Genomic DNA, 18,116 nt, shown 5'->3' with positions numbered 1-18,116 from the left:
TCATAAATATGGAACTGGGCGCTTATGGTATCGTAGTAAAGAAGAATTTTTAGAAGTAAAAAGGCCCGATCCACACTCCATTACATCTTAATACCGTTACCATACGTATTACTACATTTAATGGAGCGTATAATCCTCCTTATCCCAACGAAACAATGACCTTCAAGTTACCCGAAATGAGTGTAGTAAATTACAATGTTAAGTGGGAAAATCGATAAGTTTACTGCAAAGTAAGCTTGTCTTTATTTTGTTGAGGACTTCTGCACATTAACATAAAAAATAAAAAAAGCTACCAAAGCAGCGTTATTTAATATTCGATTCCTATAGCTCAGCAATTAATATACAGTCCGAAACATTGGTTATCATTTCTTCTCGCTATGGTACAATTTACATGGATAAACATTGACAGAGGAGGTTCACAGATGCAACAGTATGTTCAAAAGTGGATACGACCGTTTTTATTAGTTGCTTTCACAATCATGACCATTTTAGTACAAACGGAAGATGGTAGGGCAGCTACCCACCAAATTAACGTGTATGTTAACAATGCTCCCATTTCTTTTACCGATGCTAAACCCCTGCTGCTACATAATAGAACCATGGTTCCTATCCGCATCATTTCAGAGAATCTCGGTTATGCCGTGAATTGGGATGCAATCAATCGAAAAGTTACCATACAATATAAAACAACCATGTCTTTGACATTAGATAGTAATATCGCAGTTGTGAATGGGAAAAACGTTCAATTAGATTCTAATGCCATCGCGTTAAACGGACGGACATATATACCTCTTCGCTTTGTAGTGGAAAATTTTGGTCATGAAGTGGGTTATAATCGAACAGGGGATACCATAAATGTCTATATCGTCAAAGCAGATGGAGCTGTTGATTCCATACCAATTACCGATACTACTAAGATAAAGGATGTAAAGGGGTCAATCATAAGGGATAATAACGTTTTATTTCCGACGTCCACAAGTGAGTAACACAAGGTTCTGCCATCTGAGGAAAGAGTCCTGATCACTGGTGATATATCTTACTGTTCCTAATGTTGAAGGAGAAACAAACAAAAGGGTTACGTATTTTTCCGAATAGAATCATTTATAATTCCGTCGAAATCTTGTTTTCATTAAATTTTGGGTTATTCCACATAAAGGCTTCCTTTGTTTGGAAGCCTTTTTCATGTTATTGAACTCTGGGCCTCCGTTAGTTGCGTGAAAAGTGCTTTTCAATTTTTACTTTTTGTTACATTCTTAAACCAACAATTTGTATTTGCGATTAGTCCGATAAACCCTGTAACAGCAAATAGTAAAGGGACAAACAACGAATTAGAGGAAGAAGCTTCAGTCATTAAACGATATATCCCAAAAAGACAGATAATAACGCAACTGAGTAATCCAATCATCACCTTTGCCTTTTTATTCATTTCGAACACCCCCAAAACAAAGGAATAATATCACAAGTATAATATTATCATTTTTTTCACTATTCTCGTTAGTGCAGTAAAACCCTAACTCTATCTGCCCAATTTGATTATCATCTGGACATGCAGGCAAAAGAAAGAATGATTTATTTGTTAAATGACTCTTTCATCTCAAAAAGGTCAACTTAATGGAAAAAATTATTTATTTTACTTCAATAATGATGTTTCCGAATAAGTTGTCCCCAATATAGATATCCAATCGCCAAATTCCTGACTTTGGAAGGGAAACATTAGATGGCATATGTGCGTTCGCTCCATTGTTAGGTCCTGCAACACCCTGATACTCCCACACAGCTTTTGCACCATCCATTAATTTTATTCAACGAAGGTTCTACTTGAGAACAGCTAACTAACAAGCTGAGTAATAAAAGGGAAACAACTGGATACTTTATATCACCACTCCTTTGAATTTATTTCCAATTGTAACTCATAATGGGTTATCTAAAAACCTGTCTAAATGCATAAAATAACGGCCAATAAAAGTGTATTGGCTGTTTTATGTAATACGTCAAAGATTATGAAATTTGGATAGAAACGAAATCTTATTGCACTAACGATTCCCGTTAAACAACCAGAAATTCATGTATAGAAAAAGTTATAGGTTAAAAATACATGAGAATTGTGTTACAATATTCATTGGCAAACAACGGACCCCGCTTTCCTAAGGGAGGAAAGCAATTATTGCAAAAACTACTTACATATTTACGGCTCCGATTTTCTTGCGAGGAGAAAATCAATAAACAAGAAAGGAAGGAAATTTCCAACTTTGAACAACATAAAAACTTCATGGTTTTCTAACGTTAAAGGTGATGTATTAGCAGGGATGACGGTGGCTCTCGCTCTTATTCCAGAAGCGATTGCTTTCTCGATTATTGCTGGAGTCGATCCAATGGTCGGGCTTTATGCGTCCTTCTGTATGGCTGTGGTTATCTCCTTTTTTGGAGGACGCTCGGGGATGATTTCAGCGGCAACAGGTGCGATGGCATTAGTTATGGTCACTTTGGTAAAAGACCATGGACTTGAATATCTTTTTGCTGCAACAATATTGACAGGTATTATCCAATTTCTTATGGGAACCTTAAAATTGGGAAGGTTTATTACCTTCTTGCCCCATTCGGTTGTATTGGGGTTTGTCAACGCACTAGCCATCCTTATTTTTATGGCTCAATTACCACAGTTTGAAGGGGCATCTTGGCAGATGTACGCCATGGTTGCGGGTACACTTGTAATTATTTATATTTTACCGAGATTTACAAAAGCCGTTCCTTCAGCATTAGTCGCCATTATTGTGATGACGATTGTTTCAATTTATACAGGAGTTCATGTTCGAACAGTAGGTGACATGGGGGAAATTACACAGGCACTTCCTGTTTTCCATATCCCTGCATTTCCGTTCTCTCTTGATAGCTTTTTAATTATTCTACCCTATTCATTCACTCTGGCACTTGTAGGGATATTAGAATCCCTTATGACAGCAACGATCTTAGACGAAATGACAGAGACGAAAAGTGATAAGAATAAAGAAATAAAAGGGCAAGGAATCGCGAATGCTGTTACAGGATTCTTTGGCGGAATGGCTGGTTGTGCCATGATTGGACAATCGGTAATCAATGTAAAATCAGGCGGACGAGGAAGGTTGTCTACTTTCGTTGCAGGCGCATTTCTTCTTTTCCTTATTCTTGTTTTGGGGGATGTTGTAAAACAAATTCCAATGGCTGCTTTGGTTGGCGTTATGATTATGGTTTCCATTGGAACGTTTGATTGGCGTTCTCTTAAAGAATTAGGTAAGGTTCCCCGTTCAGATGCATTGGTCATGGTTATTACGGTTGCGATTGTCGTAGCAACGCATGATTTAGCTAAAGGGGTTATTGTAGGTGTAATTGTTAGCTCTCTTATATTTGGGTGGAAAATGTCTCGCCTACAAGCGAATACTCAAATGGAAGAAACACATTCAAAGATCTACAAAATTTCGGGACAATTGTTCTTTGGTTCGGTGACACACTTTGTTGATTTGTTTGATTTTGTGAATGATCCAGATACGGTTGTCATTGATTTTAGTCATTCGCATATTTGGGATCATTCTGCTGTTACAGCGATTGCAAAAGTAATGGATAAGTATGAAAAACTAAATAAGAAGGTTAAAGTCATTGGAATGAATGAAGAAAGTCGGATTCTTGTTGAACGTATTGGCATTTCCTCTCCCTCTGGACATTAAAGAAAAAACTTGGTCATCATTTTGACCAAGTTTTTTGTATAAAAAAGAGTTGTTTATCTTTGTTGAAGCAACCAAACGATAAAGGAAGAAATAAAATATACAAATGGATTTTTCGTTGCATTTTTCATATTCTTTATGTCTTGACTGAGTTCTGCTTTTGTTGCTACTTTAGAATTTTTCCATGACTGTAAGGCTTGCCTTCTATAACTCCATTCCTGAACCATTATAAGACCTCCTTAGCCTTTGGAAGCGTTTACTTTATACTTTATTATATTTCCATTCTCTCCTTTTGTAAAAGTACATAGGCAGAAAAGACACCGTAAATTAGATTACCGCAAAAACCCCCAAGGCTATATTCTTTTTCAGATTATCATGAAAATTGACTGGGATTATTTCGCTATTCTGCCCGTTAGCCACTCATGCAGCGGAGCTGCACCACAGACTGTCGCACTCTATATGGGTAGCACTCACGGGAGATTCATCCTACTCTGGTTATTGTACTAGCCTTGCCTGTTTTCGATATCTACATAGGAAAGGAGCCAATTCCGAGTCGCGTTTAACTACATATTGAAGTGTATTCACAGGGCTCAGCCCTTGTTTAAAAACCATTTTGGCTGGGTCTACTTTTCTATTGCCTTTTTTAGATTTTGAGCCAGATAAATTTTCACGGGAATTTAATAAAAAAATCAACAATGAAGTTTAACAGAGCCAAGATTTTATTTTTTTTCAATGTATAAATGTTTATTCTTATTCCTAATAATGGTTTGTAGAAAGAGCATAAATACATAAACCTAAGTTGTATTTAGCAAATCATTTTGATTTTTATCATAAGCATTGTTTGTTCTTATCTTACTTGTTTAAATTGAGTTGAATAAAAACAAAGGAGATACTTGATGGTATTTTACATATCTGTTGCAATTGTTTTGCTTTTTGTTTTCTGGGGAGGGATTACACCTCAAAGTTTGTCTACTACAGCAAACTATTTACTTGGCGTTACAACAAACAAATTTGGGTGGTTTTATCTTATAACAACCTTCTTCTTTCTTATCTTTTCTTTATATCTTGCCTTTAGCAAGTATGGGAGAATACGACTTGGATCGGATGATGACGATCCAGAGTACTCCAATCTCACATGGTTTGCCATGCTTTTTAGTGCCGGAATGGGAATTGGATTAGTATTTTGGGGAGTTGCTGAACCTCTCAGCCATTACATAACACCTCCTATAGGAAAGGGAAATAATCCAGAAGCAGCACGTTTAGCAATGCGGTATTCTTTTTTTCACTGGGGTCTTCATCCATGGGCGGTTTATACGATCGTTTCTTTAAGCCTCGCTTACTTTAATTTTCGCAAAGGATATAAAGGCTTAATTAGCTGGACGTTTTATCCGCTCATTGGGGAGAAGGTTAAAGGTCCATTAGGGAAAGCTATTGATATATTAGCTGTTATTGCTACCGCGTTTGGCGTTGCAACTTCCTTAGGGCTAGGTGTTCTTCAGATTAACGGAGGATTAGCTCATATTATTGGGATACCAAACAATCTTGTAATTCAAGTGATAATTATTAGTGTGGTTACGGTACTTTATTTGATTTCGGCTACTACCGGTCTTGATAGAGGGATTAAAATATTAAGCAACACAAATTTGTTAATTGCTATAGGGCTGCTGATATTCACACTGTTTTTGGGTCCGACTTCCTTTATTTTTGAGACGTTTACTACAACCTTAGGGAGCTATTTGCAAAATATTGTACAAATGAGCTTGCGATTGACGCCTTTTGTAGGTGGTTCTTGGATTACCAACTGGACATTATTTTATTGGGCGTGGTGGATTGCCTGGGCACCATTTGTTGGCACATTTATTGCCCGTGTATCAAAGGGGAGGACCATCCGTGAGTTTGTTTTGGGTGTATTGCTTGTTCCGAGCCTTTTTAGTTTCATTTGGTTTTCTGTATTTGGTGGAACTGCGTTAAATTTGGAAATGTTTCAGGGTGTGAATATCGCAGAAATAGTACAAAAGGATGTAACCGCTGCGCTTTTTGTCATGCTTGAACACCTTCCGATCGGAACAATTCTGTCCGTCGTGGCTACATTATTGATTATTACCTTTTTCATTACATCAGCGGATTCAGCAACGTTTGTTCTTGGCATGCTCTCTTCTGAAGGAGAACTTAATCCTTCAAACAAAATTAAAATTACATGGGGGATTTTACAATCTTCCATTGCAGTTGTTTTATTGTTAAGCGGGGGCTTAAATGCTTTGCAAACAGCTTCCATTGTAACGGCCTTACCATTTGCAGTTGTCATGATTTTTATGTGCTTTTCTATTATGAAATCATTGCAAGAAGAGGATAAAATGGAAAGAAGAAAAGAAAGAAACCGCCAGAAACGATTGGATATGCTATTAGAAGATGACAAGTAAGTCTGGCTGCCGATGACAAATCATTTGGAGAATGGAGTAGCAAATAAAAACCCCGATTTCATTTCACGCGAATTAAATTCGGGATTTTGTTTATTGGGGGATTAGGAAGAAAAATAATTAAGAACTAAAGAAGCAAGTAATCCTAACGCTGCAATCAATCCGGTCACAGACCCGCCTTCTTCATAAGCCTCCGGCATCATGGTGGATGAAATCATGGCAATAATCCCTCCACCTGCAAAGGAAGCAATACCTGCCATTAAAGCATCCGATGCATCCTCAAGAAAGAAAAACCCACCCCAGGAACTTAACGCGGAAATGAGTAAAACAGCAACCCACAAAAGAGAAATTTTTCCCTTTGAATAGCCACTCTTCTTTAGCCCCATGGTACTGGAAAGACCTTCAGGTATATTACTAATAAAAATGGCTATTACAAGCAGCCAACTTACCGTTTGCTTCTCAAGCAAGCTCGCGCCTACCATAATAGACTCCGGGATAGCATCCATGACCGTTCCAATAAAGATAGCCAAACCTGACTCATTGGACGGACTTTTATCTGAACGTTTTCTCTTGCTCCCCCCTTTTCGTGAAACAATAAAATCCAGAACAGTAAATACAACAGCACCTGTTACGAAACCCATAGAAGTTGCCTTTATTCCGCCGTCATGAACGGAATCGCCAAGCAATTCATAAGCAGCGGCCCCGATCAATACACCTGTTCCAAAAGCCATGATAAATCCAATGATGTTTTTCTTTATAGGGAAAAATATGGCGGCTAAAGCTCCAAGCAGAACAGCGGAACCTGAAATGGCCCCCCATAAGGCTGCATTCCACATTACACATCACTTCCCTTCTTGCGTTATTTTACCCTCACCCTCTACCCGTATATAAATAAATGAAACAGCCTGAGTCCGATTTACTTTCGAACTCAAGCTGCTTTTTCTAATCCTTTAGACGCTTCATCAAGAATCTTAGTACGTTCACCTTAAATAAACATTCACTGATTTAAATGAAGTTAGCAAACTTGAAGTAAATCCAACTCCAAGTACGGTCAGAATGGAGTAGACCGGTTCATCACCTCCAAGGATGTAGAGACCAGAAACAATAATGGAAATATCAATGAAAAAAATAAGAATTCCTACGTTAATGGAGGACCATTTGGAAATCATCAGTGCCATTAAATCAACGCCTCCAGGAGATACTTTGTTTCTTAACATAATTCCCACTCCTGAACCGATGAGTAGCCCCCCTAGAAGTGCACTTCCTGCAATGGGCAAATCAAATATACCCCTTAATGGAAACAAGATATCGACCATAATAGAGGAAGCCAGCATTCCATATAAACTATTAAAGAAATACAACCGTTCATATTTAAACGCGAGCAGATAAATCGGCAAACTTAAACAAATCATCGTAAGCCCACTTTAAATCCCCATAAATATTTAAGTAATAGACCAATCCCCATAACCCCTCCATTAAAAAGGTGAAAGGGGAGAAGAAATCCGTTAATCCCGACTCCGATAAGCGTGCTTCCAAACCCGATAACCGTAATTTTTTTAAACATTTTCCACCCTCGTCTTCTGGTTCTTTTTCTAACTGTATGAAAGAAGAAAAGATTTCATTCATTTACATGTCCAAATACCATCTGGTTACGTTGAAAAAGACGAAGCTTAGTTTAAAAAGAATTCAGTTGGGTAAGGGGGGGGGCAGGGCCTTAAACAGAGGAGGTGAAAAGTAAAATGAATGAATTGCTTGGCTATCTAAGGATAATCGAGAATCAAATACATTCGATCCTTAATCGGCCTTTTATCAGCAGCAACCCACTGGAAGTTAAATTTCGGTTGGCTTTAGAAGAAGAGAAGAATGCCGTACATGGTGCAATATCTGCATTAGAGAATAGTGGAGAGGGAGGACCTCTACTTCATTATTTTCTCTCTATTCTTTATCGGGCTGATGAAGTCGGACACGCTTCATTTCGAGCCTGGGCAAGAGCTGCCAGTTGGATGAATCTAGCAGATGAGGATACAGTAAAAAGGTTGAAAGAAGTATTTGCGAACATGCACCAGGAATTAAAGGATGCCGCTCCCGTTATTCAAAAATTATTTAACCAACAAAACGCTAAATATATCGTTCCCCCTATGTATCGATAAGCACAAGGAGAGGAGAGGTGACAAATGGCTTGGCAAGACACAAGGTAGATATGAACGTGTACACCCAAGGAGAAATCGATAAGTGGGTATATAGTACATGCAACATTTGTTCAGTCGGCTGTGGGTGCTACATCGCCGTTAAGGAAAACAAAATTGTCGGAATTAAAGGAAATGAAAACCATCCTACCAACTGCGGACGATTAGGTCCTAAAGGGGAGAATCAGTGGTATGCGAATAACAGTCCAGATCGTCTGCTTACCCCTCTGATTCGAAATTCAGCAGGACAGCTTGTGCCTGCTTCGTGGGAAGAAGCTATGGGTCTTTTTGTAGAAAAGGCGAAGGAAGTTTTACGAACGAAAGGTTCGAATGGGATCTCTATCTATTCAACCGGCCAAGGCTTTCTTGAGGATTATTACTCCATCGCGAAAATCGGAAGGGCAGGGATCGGTACACACTTTTTAGATGCCAATACACGTCTTTGTACAGCAACAACGGAGTGGTGTTTGCTCCAATCGTTTGGTTCGGACGGGGTGCCGGCCTCCTATGACGATATTGATGAAGCGGATACGCTGATGCTTTTCGGTCACAATTTAGCCGAAACAGGAACGGTATTATTTGAACGTGTGATGGCTCGGAAACAAAGAACAGGCCGTCCTTATATCATTGTAGTGGATCCTCGGAAAACAATAACGGCGAGGGCAGCTGACCTGCACCTACAGTTATACCCGGGGACCAATGTCGCCCTTTTAAACGGTCTTCTCCATTTGATTCTGCGTCAGGGGGACATTGATAAACAATTTATTGAGAACTATACTATTGGGTTTGAAGATATGAGAGCGGAGCTAGAACCATGGACACCCGAAAGAACGGCGGAAGTCACTGGGATTCCAATCAATATACTTCATCAGGCCGCGAAACAGCTAGGAAAAACACGTACGCTCGTATCGACCACGTTACAGGGGGCATTTCAAAGTGCAGATGCAACACAGGCCTGCATTGCTATTAACAATTTACATTTAATTCGGGGGTTAATTGGTAAACCGGGATGTGGTCCGCTTCACATGGCAGGACAGCCAAGTTCTTCAGGCAATAGAACGGTAGGCGGGGTAGGAAGCTATCCAGGAAACCGAAACCCGGAGAATCCAGCACATATAGCCGAAATGGCCCGGCTGTGGAACGTCGAGGAATCGAAGCTTGAAATAGGCCCCGAACTTGGGATTGAAGAACAGATTCACTATATGGAAACCGGACAAATCGGCCTGTTCTGGAACATTCATACCAACCCGATGGTATCTTTGCCGAACCGGGAAAGAGCACGGAAAGCATTTGAAAAAGCGTTTGTGGTGGTTCAAGACCCATTTTTAACAGAAACAACGGAAGTTGCGGATATTGTTCTTCCAACGGCAATGTGGGGTGAAAAGGAAGGGACAATGGAGAACGCCACCCGTACCATTAATCTGCTCTGGAAAGCAGTGGAGCCGCCCAACGGTGTAAAGTCGGATTTCGAAATCTTACTTGATTTTTCCCGGAGAATGGAATTTAAAGATAAGGATGGAGTTCCACTTATTACTTATACGACGCCAGAAGAATGCTTTGAGGAATGGAAGAAAGTATCCAAAGGCAGACCGAGTGATATGAGTGAAATTACTTACGAAAAACTTGAGAAATACAACGGTTTACAGTGGCCGGTCGATGAAAAAAATCCACTCGGTACCACGCGTTTATATTCTGACTTCAAGTTTCATACGACTGCTGATTATGCGCAAAGCTACGGAAAGGATTTGCATACCGGGCGCCCTAAATTAAAGGAAGAGTTTGAAAAGGTAGGTGCCAATGGACGAGCCATCCTTTATGGTACTCAGCATGTTCCGCCTGCCGAGCAGCCTTCCAAGGAGTTTCCAATGTGGGTGACGACGGGGCGGCTTGTCTGGCATTGGCATACCCGTACCAAAACCGGCCGTTCTCCTTATCTGCATATGATTGCTCCTGACGGCTATGTTGAAATAAACGTTAAGGATGCAGAAGAATTAAACCTTTTGCCTGGAGAAGTGGTACGCGTAGTCTCCCCACGCGGCTGGATTGAAGTTCCGGCCCGTATTGTGGATACGGTGCAACCAGGGCTCGTGTTTGTACCCTTCCACTACGGAAGCTGGCAAAAACATGAAGCGGCGAACGAATTAACTGTAGATTTTGTTGATCCACTTTCCAAACAGCCAACATTTAAGCAGGCATCCTGCCGGATTGAAAAGATTCGAAAATCTTACCCGCTGGACGAAGGGGATAACCTAGAAACCATTGCAGCACAGCATGGCTTAACGATGGAACAGGTTATTCAAGCCAATCGGGATTTTCCTCCTTTTCGGACAGATATGGGTAAGCGAGTGGAGGTCCCGCTATCCATGGTCAATGTGCAAATTCCGTCTTATATGTATCGGGGAGTCGAGAAGATACCAGCTTTTCAGCAGAACAAGCTTCACGTTACCCGTGGTGATGAGTGACATATCTCGTGGTTTCCCCCTAAGATGCTTTCACTATTCTTAGGGGGATGCCAACCGATAGCCTACATTACTTATCGATAAGGAATGAATATCTATGATTCTATTCTTCATTGTTTTGTTGCTGTTTATCGCTATTGTCAGGTATTTTTTAACGGAGGAACTCCGAGTATCAACAAATGATGGGGCGATTATCATGGCAGCAGGGATTATGATAGCCGGAGCTTTGCAACAACTCCCTGCTTTATCTCATGCAGTAGGAGCCTATGCTGTTCTTGTTCTCATCTCGCTGCTTCTTTGGCTAATGGCAGAATACCTTCGGGATGTATATGAAGGTTCCTTTTACGACCGTCACCTTAAAAATCCGATGAAAAGTTTTGCGGTAGGAACATGGGTAGCTGCGATTTCTGTCACGATTGTTTCCATTATGAAAGAACTTCCGATGTTGCGTTTTATCGCGATTTTTCTCTTTATCATAAATATCCCTTTAGGAGTCACTTATTTATTCCTTGTTGCTCGGAATTATTTTCGGTTCTTTCGTGAACCGTTCTTGCTAAAAGGTGTGCACGGGGGTGTTCTGCTCGCATGTGTCGCAGTACAATCCATCGTCATTGCCGGACATAGCTTATGGAAGTCATCTTTTCCTTCGACTCTTTCTGCTGTTCTTCTTTCTATTGGTGCACTATTCTATCTTATCGGCTTTGCAGTAATCATCATACGCTATGCTCGTTATGGACCTGATGACTTATCCGAAGGCTGGAGCAATACTAACACAATTCTTCATGGGGGAATATCCATTACAGGGCTCGCGCTTGCTTCAAGTGAAGTTCATAATATAAATCTTATCGTAGGAACATGGATATGCGCTCTTACTTTCTTAGTCATTGTTGAAACAACAGAAGTAGTAAGAGGTGCAAAGCGCGTTAAGAGATTCGGCTGGAAGAAGGGGATTTCCACTTATTATTCTTCACAATGGTCTCGAAACTTTACTCTTGGTATGTTTGTAACATTTACAGCAAAAGTGACGTTCAAAGAAAGTTTCCTCCAAGGTAGCCCTTTGTCTAGTATTCTGCACAATGAAATTATTAGTATTGGGAAATATGTTGTTGTAGTCCTGTTTTTTATCGAACTATTACTTGTTGTCAGAAACCTGGTTTTTGTAGGCCAAAACGTGGGAAAGCAAAGCACGGGAGCGTTATAGTAGTGTGCCACTTTTCTATTGCTGTAAGAATTTTAATAGAATACAAAACAATAAGGAAAAGGAGATTTGTTTATATGCAACAGATATGTAGCAGGTAACTTAATTAAAACTAGAAGCTGCCAGATTGTTTTGTTTTTAAGAATACGTTACATTGAGTAGTTAAGACGAGCGTTTCTTCTTGGTTCAGCACCGTAAATCTTAATGTAACAAGGCCTCTCTTGCCACGGGAAGACAATTTTGTATTCATTACTTCGATTTCTGTAAACAATTGATCTCCTGGACGCACAGGGGCAGGCCAGTTCAAAAAATCAAGTCCAGCCCCTCCAATAATTTCTGTGCCAAATCGTTCGCTCTCAATCCACTTGCCCCAAACTACGCTTGCCGTATGAAATCCTGAAGCAATAATGCCTTTAAAGGGACCATTCTCTGAGAAATGAGCATCGATATGGATGGGCTGCGGATCGTATCTCCGAGCAAATTCGTTAATTTCCTCTGCTGTCATTGTAATAGGAGCAAGATTAAAACGCTGGCCCACATGAAAATCCTCAAAATACATGGTAATTCTCAATCCTCCCTCTTTTATATAGATGTTCTGGTGTTTTGCAGAAAACATATCTAAATATACAAACACTTTTCTATATATTATATTAATTATTTTTAATAATCTCACTATTATATTTAAATTTGATGGACTTGAGACATTAATGTCTGGTAAAGCGGTTCCAGTAATTGAAAATGCTAGTGACCCGAAATGGGGTACCATACAAATGAACGAGAACCAGGGTATCAATTGAAGATAAAAAAGCAGCCTGCAACAAAAGAAGTCATCTTTTACTGAAGTGGCAAATAAGGAGCATAATCATCCTCCACTTGTGAAATTACAATAAGGGTAACTTTGGATATTGGTGTACGATATGGAAGGATATAAGCGGATATGGAATGATTTGCGGTAAACTTTAAGGATATCAAAGTTAATTAGTTATCAAGTAAGGTGAGTGGATGTCAGGCAAAATAATTCAGATATATCACGTATGACTAAATTTTCTGATTATGATATCATTAAAAACAGCAAAGTTGATATATATCCCGAACAAAATTGAATATCAGGCCTAATTTCATTCGCAATGAAAGCGGGGGAACCAAGTATTTTGGGGTTAATCCTAGGTAGTACGACTAGGAGGGATGTGGAAGAATCGTTCTCTGCCATCCTACCCGTCAGCTAACCTCGTCGGCTAAGCAGAGAAGATCTAAAGATATGATTTTATAACTATAGACCAGTGCATTGTTTTTCTTTGGAACTTCAGTTCAAGGAGAAAGTATGCCCTGGTCTATTTGTTATTAAAATTAAAAACATTAAAGGGGAGATAGGTATGAGGACAAAAAAGTTACCCATTTTATTGACAGGACTACTTACAGTAGGCGTATTTCTTGCAGGGTGCAGCACTAGTACAGACAAAGAGGTAAACGGAAACACTAATTCAGGAAAAGAAGTTCAAGCTGCATCTTCACTCGAGAAAGCCAAACAACAGGGGTATATCACTGTAGGTTTTGCCAATGAGAAGCCCTATGCGTATGCTACACCGGATGGGAAATTAACAGGTGAAGCCGTTGAGGTAGCCCGTGTCGTGCTTAATAACCTGGGGATTAAGGAGATGAATGGAGTTTTGACTGAATTCGGTTCTTTAATCCCAGGTCTTAAAGCCAAGCGATTCGACATTATTACAGCGGGGATGTATATTACACCGGAAAGGGCGAAGGAAGTAATATTTGCTAATCCGGAGTATAGCATTGGAGAAGCGTTAGCTGTGAAAAAGGGAAATCCATTAAACTTGCATAGCTACAAAGATATTAGCTCCAATCCAAAAGCGAAGGTAGGAGTGATGGGGGGAGGCATTGAAATCACATATTTGAAAAAAACAGGAGTATCTAAAAACCAGATTGTGATTGTGCCCGATCAGCCATCAGCGATTGCTGCCTTACAAGCTGGACGGGTAGATGCCATCACCATGACAGGTCCATCCTTACAATCCGTTATGAACTCGGCAAAAGATGCCAGTATTAAGCGAGTTATGGATTTCAGCCAACCGGTGATTGACGGCAAAAATATTCGTGGATATGGAGCAGCTGCTTTCCGTAAAGAGGATAAGGAATTACGTGATGCCTTTAACAGTGAATTAGAGAAGCTAAAAAAATCCGATAAGTTACTAGAAATTTTAAAACCGTTCGGATTTACCGAACAAGAGCTTCCAGGAGACAAGACTGCCGAGGAATTAAGTGAATTATAAAGTATTCGTTCGTTTAAGGAAGATTAATAAATCCAAAAAAGGAGTGATTCTAATTTCGCTATCAGATATTTTACCTCCACTTCTACAAGGAACGATGGTAACAGGAAAGCTATTTATCATGTCATCCCTATTGGCCATTGTCGTTTCTTTTGTAGCGGGGCTCGGTCGATTGTCTAACTACACGATCGTTCGTGCTCTTATATCCTTCTATGTCAATGTGTTTAGAGGGACTTCTTTGTTAATTCAATTGTTCTGGTTATTCTTTGCACTACCAATACTTGGAGTAGAATTATCTCCAATGGTGGCGGGGGTGCTTGCGATGGGCTTGAACTATGGTGCCTATGGATCTGAAGTGGTACGAAGTTCTATTCTGGCTATCCCTAAAGGACAAATGGAGGCGGCCATCGCCCTAAATATGACAAGGACACAGCGAATGACTCGGGTTATCCTTCCCCAAGCACAAGTGATGATGCTTCCAGCATTCGGGAATCTGTTGATTGAACTACTAAAAGGAACTTCTCTTGTCTCTTTAATTACACTTGCAGATTTGACGTTTAAAGGGATGGTCTTGCGTACTTTTGCGATCAACAAAACCCCCGAGATTTTAGGAATGATGCTGGTGATATATTTCATTATGGCCTACATTATAACGCTTGGTGTGCGTTGGTTGGAGCGCAGAGTTTCAGTAGGGAGGGTGTAAATAGTGTGGAATTGGGATTTTGCAATTTCGATTATGCCAGAATTGCTTCAGGTTATATGGATCACAATTACAGCTACCATTTTTGGTTTTTTCATTGCGGCTATTTTAGGCTTATTTCTGGCTTTTGGACGTAGATCGAAAAGAAAGTGGCTGGGGAACATATTTGCTGCTGTTATTGAGTTTGTAAGGAGTACCCCGCTATTGATTCAACTTTATTTTTTGTACTTTGTTCTCCCTCTTTACGGGATTAAGCTTTCCGCTTTTACATTAGGTGTTTTAGGTTTAGGAATTCATTATAGTACGTATTTATCGGAGGTATATCGTGCAGGTATCGATGGAGTGCCTCGGGGACAGTGGGAGGCAGCCATCGCACTGAATTTTACGAATGCTCAAAAGTGGAGGAGGATTATCCTTCCACAAGCTATCAGGCCTGTCATTCCGGTTCTAGGCAATTATCTAATTGTCATGTTTAAGGAGACTCCCCTGTTATCTACCATTTCCGTAGTGGAGTTAATGCAGACGGCTAAACTAATCGGATCTGAATCTTTCCGGTATTTAGAGGCCTTCACCATTGTGGGACTACTGTTCTTTATGTTAAGTTACTTGTCATCATTCTTTGTTCGTTGGTTGGATTTGAGATTGAACCATAAATAAGGAAAGGACGTGCCAATATGACAGATTCACTTGCTGCAAGAAAGGATAGCTTTGAGGAAGAAGAAACGGACACGGAGGTTAAACAGCCCATTGTTCGCTATCAAAAGATAAGGAAACAGTTTGGAGACCTCACCATTTTAAAAGAGATTGACCTTGATATTCTGCCAGGTGAAAAAATTGCCGTCATTGGACCTAGTGGATCGGGAAAGACGACACTGGCTCGTCTGTTGATGACATTGGAAGAACCGACATCGGGGATGATTGAGATTGATGGGGAACCTTTGTGGCATAAAAAAGTCAAAGGAAAACTAATTAGAGCCGATGAAAAACATCTGCATAAAGTCCGAGGGAAAATCGGAATGGTGTTTCAACACTTTAATTTATTTCCCCATATGAACATATTGAGGAATGTAACGGAAGCTCCAATACATGTGCTGGGTTTATCTAAGGAAGAAGCAAAGCAGCGTGCTGTAGACATGCTAAAAAAAGTAGGTTTAGCAGATAAAGTGAAGGCTTACCCCTCTCAACTTTCAGGAGGTCAACAGCAACGGGTAGCTATTGCACGAGCGTTAGTGATGCGGCCGAAAATGATGCTCTTTGACGAACCGACTTCTGCGCTTGATCCTGAACTGGTAGGAGAGGTGCTTGCTGTGATTAAAGAAATTGCAGAAGAAGGGGATATGGCGATGCTTTTGATTACTCATGAAATGGATTTTGCTAGGGATGTGGCCGATCGAATCATTTTCACGGATGGAGGGACAATTGTTGAGCAAGGCACGCCTCAAGAGATTTTTGGAAATCCAAAAAGTGATCGTCTAAAAGCCTTTCTCACACGTTTCCGAACGGATAGTTAACTCTCAACGAGGAGAGAGAGGATGAAGTTGTCTACAAGCTATTAGACCGATATCGTACAGCAAGTAAAGTTGAGAAAGCCTTCAGAAGAAGATGGGGAACCCATTTGGAACTTGGTTAATGATAGTAAAGTATTAGATTTAAATTCAGCATACAGCTACCTGATGTTACGTAAATTTTTCAACGAAACTTGTGTGGTTGCTGAGGTAGATGACCAAATCATAGGCTTTATTTACGCATTCATACCACCGACCTCTGAGCAGATGGCAAGTAGCTGTTGCTGAGTCAGAGCGAGGAAATGGGTTAGGAAGCCTTCTCTTAAAGGAATTAATGGGGCGAGAAATTTGTGAGGATATCCGTTATCTTGAGACAATAATCTCTCCATCAAACCACCCATCTCAGGCCTTGTTTCGTGGATTTGCTCGCGATCTATCTGTGGAATGCAAGATTTCAGAATGCTTTCCTGCTCATTTATTTCCGGGGTCCGTTTATGAACCGGAAATGACATTTCGAATTGGACCGTTTTATTAATTCATTCTATTTAGGGGGGATTTGATGAAAGTAACGCCGGAAGGTAGTCTTTTAATCGTCAACCCTTTTTTTCTTCTATTTTATTCTGATATCATTATGATAAATAGTGAAACATCCATCTAGACCAAAGTTTATGAGAAATAAGTTTGAACTAGCCACAAAATGTTAAAAGGGGAGGAATGGATGGACAATGGGGAAGAAAACCCACGAGCTAAACAAATATTGAAGAGATTCAATGTTTTGTTTCTTTTTGTTTTTGTCTTTTTTGCTTGTTTAATACTTCGCCTTTCTTATGTACAAGTTGTACAAGGGGAGGAATATGTAACAACAGCAAATTCTAAGTCTGAGAAGAGTGTCCCGATTCCTGCATTACGAGGTAAAATTTATGATAAGAATGGTAATCTTATTGTACACAGCCGAGCTTCTTTTACTGCTGTTTTTCAGGAAAAAGATGGTATGAAGAAGGATGATTTTGTAAATTTGGCGACGAAACTAACTAAAATCCTTAGCGGAACTACGAAAGAAGATTTATTAAAGAAGATGGATACCGGATTTGAATTTAAAAACGGCAAGGTTGTTAAAACGGTACGTCATACTTCAAAATTTTTAAAAAAAGATTTAAGGCTCTACACCACGAAATGATCTTGACATGATTTAATAAGCTAGACGTTCTTGATTACACTCAAGAAGAATCCGTTGTTTATAATACAGAGGATTTCGTGTGAAGTAGTGGCGGCGCTGAAGGGCTTTAATTTTGTTATTGCGACCTTCCACGGTCGCATTGGTAAAACGAAGACGGTGATAATTAAGGATTTCCTGTTGCCAGTTGACCATCGTTTTTAGACAGGATTGGACCGCTTTATGTTGGATGAAACGGCCTTGATTAAGCCAACGCTCAAAACCTTTTACTGCATGAGCGAAAGTAGGAGAACTATCATACCAATCAATAAAGGCCTCTTTCCATTCATACACGGATTGTAATAGCGCTGAATACTTTAACAGCTCCTCCAAGAGATCGCTTTCTTTTGGGATCAGGCTATCTCTACGTTTGGCAAGAAGGCGAAAGTTCTTTTTTATCTTTCTGGCTGCCCGTGAGGGCAATTGGTGTTGAATTTCTTTTCGTACATTTTGAAGAG

At 40.0% G+C, this 18,116-nt stretch carries 18 protein-coding genes, 1 pseudogene and 1 riboswitch; of the genes and pseudogenes, 12 read left to right on the top strand and 7 right to left on the bottom strand.

The genetic code is table 11. The features are described 5' to 3' along the window. The first annotated feature begins 422 nt into the window (after positions 1 to 422). The gene (locus MBEAL2_RS24705; RefSeq protein ID WP_052947991.1) at positions 423 to 986 is read left to right on the top strand and encodes a copper amine oxidase N-terminal domain-containing protein; all 564 of its coding nucleotides are present in this window, start codon (positions 423 to 425) and stop codon (positions 984 to 986) included. A 242-nt stretch (positions 987 to 1,228) separates the two neighbouring features. On the opposite strand, the gene MBEAL2_RS24700 is transcribed toward MBEAL2_RS24705, so the two are convergent. Together MBEAL2_RS24700 and MBEAL2_RS34470 are read right to left on the bottom strand one after the other, a co-directional pair. Then, positions 1,229 to 1,426 carry a hypothetical protein gene (locus MBEAL2_RS24700; RefSeq protein WP_047154898.1) on the bottom strand — a complete coding sequence of 66 codons (198 nt, stop codon included), beginning with the start codon at positions 1,424 to 1,426 and terminating at the stop codon, positions 1,229 to 1,231. A gap of 199 nt (positions 1,427 to 1,625) precedes the next feature. After that, positions 1,626 to 1,793 carry a DUF4871 domain-containing protein gene (locus MBEAL2_RS34470; protein ID WP_500778849.1) on the bottom strand — a complete coding sequence of 56 codons (168 nt, stop codon included), beginning with the start codon at positions 1,791 to 1,793 and terminating at the stop codon, positions 1,626 to 1,628. A gap of 456 nt (positions 1,794 to 2,249) precedes the next feature. On the opposite strand from MBEAL2_RS34470, the gene MBEAL2_RS24695 reads away from it, so the two are divergent. Next, positions 2,250 to 3,698, top strand: coding sequence for a SulP family inorganic anion transporter (locus MBEAL2_RS24695; RefSeq protein WP_082130163.1), 1,449 nt, complete (start codon positions 2,250 to 2,252; stop codon positions 3,696 to 3,698). A gap of 53 nt (positions 3,699 to 3,751) precedes the next feature. Here MBEAL2_RS24695 and MBEAL2_RS32025 read toward each other — a convergent pair whose 3' ends face one another. Beyond that, entirely contained in the window at positions 3,752 to 3,922 is a 171-nt protein-coding gene (locus tag MBEAL2_RS32025; protein WP_161798288.1) for a hypothetical protein, read from the bottom strand. Positions 3,923 to 4,591: 669 nt separating this feature from the next. Between MBEAL2_RS32025 and MBEAL2_RS24690 the strand changes: the two genes are divergently transcribed. Then, the gene (locus MBEAL2_RS24690; protein ID WP_047154897.1) at positions 4,592 to 6,115 is read left to right on the top strand and encodes a glycine betaine uptake BCCT transporter; all 1,524 of its coding nucleotides are present in this window, start codon (positions 4,592 to 4,594) and stop codon (positions 6,113 to 6,115) included. 101 nt (positions 6,116 to 6,216) lie between these two features. On the opposite strand, the gene MBEAL2_RS24685 is transcribed toward MBEAL2_RS24690, so the two are convergent. Next, positions 6,217 to 6,948: a ZIP family metal transporter gene (locus MBEAL2_RS24685; RefSeq protein WP_047154896.1), complete on the bottom strand. Its 732-nt coding sequence runs from the start codon at positions 6,946 to 6,948 to the stop codon at positions 6,217 to 6,219. 144 nt (positions 6,949 to 7,092) lie between these two features. Then, positions 7,093 to 7,676, bottom strand: a pseudogene (locus MBEAL2_RS24680) (YitT family protein). Between the two features lie 175 nt (positions 7,677 to 7,851). Between MBEAL2_RS24680 and MBEAL2_RS24675 the strand changes: the two are divergent. From MBEAL2_RS24675 to MBEAL2_RS24665, 3 genes are all read left to right on the top strand, one after another. Further along, complete coding sequence (locus MBEAL2_RS24675) at positions 7,852 to 8,262, top strand: hypothetical protein (RefSeq protein ID WP_047154895.1); 411 nt, start codon at positions 7,852 to 7,854, stop codon at positions 8,260 to 8,262. A 29-nt stretch (positions 8,263 to 8,291) separates the two neighbouring features. Further along, on the top strand, positions 8,292 to 10,760 hold the full coding sequence (locus tag MBEAL2_RS24670; protein WP_236693010.1) for a molybdopterin-dependent oxidoreductase: 2,469 nt from the start codon (positions 8,292 to 8,294) through the stop codon (positions 10,758 to 10,760). A 94-nt stretch (positions 10,761 to 10,854) separates the two neighbouring features. Continuing rightward, positions 10,855 to 11,958 (top strand): SLAC1 family transporter, encoded by a 1,104-nt coding sequence (locus MBEAL2_RS24665; RefSeq protein WP_047154894.1) that lies wholly within the window; start codon positions 10,855 to 10,857, stop codon positions 11,956 to 11,958. 109 nt (positions 11,959 to 12,067) lie between these two features. On the opposite strand, the gene MBEAL2_RS24660 is transcribed toward MBEAL2_RS24665, so the two are convergent. Next, a complete protein-coding gene (locus tag MBEAL2_RS24660) occupies positions 12,068 to 12,514 on the bottom strand; it encodes a MaoC/PaaZ C-terminal domain-containing protein (RefSeq protein ID WP_052947990.1) in 447 nt (148 codons plus the stop codon). 540 nt (positions 12,515 to 13,054) lie between these two features. Beyond that, positions 13,055 to 13,207, top strand: a riboswitch (cyclic di-AMP (ydaO/yuaA leader). Between the two features lie 121 nt (positions 13,208 to 13,328). Between MBEAL2_RS24660 and ehuB the strand changes: the two genes are divergently transcribed. The 6 genes from ehuB to MBEAL2_RS24635 all read left to right on the top strand — a co-directional run bounded on the left by ehuB (position 13,329) and on the right by MBEAL2_RS24635 (position 17,622). After that, positions 13,329 to 14,243 (top strand): ectoine/hydroxyectoine ABC transporter substrate-binding protein EhuB, encoded by a 915-nt coding sequence (gene ehuB, locus MBEAL2_RS24655; RefSeq protein WP_047154892.1) that lies wholly within the window; start codon positions 13,329 to 13,331, stop codon positions 14,241 to 14,243. Between the two features lie 46 nt (positions 14,244 to 14,289). Beyond that, the gene (gene ehuC / locus MBEAL2_RS24650) at positions 14,290 to 14,943 is read left to right on the top strand and encodes an ectoine/hydroxyectoine ABC transporter permease subunit EhuC (protein ID WP_201780859.1); all 654 of its coding nucleotides are present in this window, start codon (positions 14,290 to 14,292) and stop codon (positions 14,941 to 14,943) included. 3 nt (positions 14,944 to 14,946) lie between these two features. Further along, positions 14,947 to 15,597 carry an ectoine/hydroxyectoine ABC transporter permease subunit EhuD gene (gene ehuD / locus MBEAL2_RS24645; RefSeq protein WP_047154891.1) on the top strand — a complete coding sequence of 217 codons (651 nt, stop codon included), beginning with the start codon at positions 14,947 to 14,949 and terminating at the stop codon, positions 15,595 to 15,597. A gap of 17 nt (positions 15,598 to 15,614) precedes the next feature. Then, a complete protein-coding gene (gene ehuA, locus MBEAL2_RS24640; RefSeq protein WP_047154890.1) occupies positions 15,615 to 16,451 on the top strand; it encodes an ectoine/hydroxyectoine ABC transporter ATP-binding protein EhuA in 837 nt (278 codons plus the stop codon). 253 nt (positions 16,452 to 16,704) lie between these two features. Beyond that, on the top strand, positions 16,705 to 16,980 hold the full coding sequence (locus MBEAL2_RS34125) for a GNAT family N-acetyltransferase (protein WP_369405527.1): 276 nt from the start codon (positions 16,705 to 16,707) through the stop codon (positions 16,978 to 16,980). Between the two features lie 183 nt (positions 16,981 to 17,163). Beyond that, complete coding sequence (locus MBEAL2_RS24635; RefSeq protein WP_047154889.1) at positions 17,164 to 17,622, top strand: hypothetical protein; 459 nt, start codon at positions 17,164 to 17,166, stop codon at positions 17,620 to 17,622. Positions 17,623 to 17,634: 12 nt separating this feature from the next. Here MBEAL2_RS24635 and MBEAL2_RS24630 read toward each other — a convergent pair. Continuing rightward, positions 17,635 to 18,116 (bottom strand): transposase (locus tag MBEAL2_RS24630; RefSeq protein ID WP_047154888.1); only part of this gene is annotated, 482 nt, incomplete at its 5' end.

Source organism: Aneurinibacillus tyrosinisolvens (assembly GCF_001015055.1).
GTDB classification, from domain to species: domain Bacteria; phylum Bacillota; class Bacilli; order Aneurinibacillales; family Aneurinibacillaceae; genus Aneurinibacillus_A; species Aneurinibacillus_A tyrosinisolvens.
Note: the sequence above shows the minus strand (reverse complement) of the source record. Positions and strands in the feature narration are given on the sequence as shown.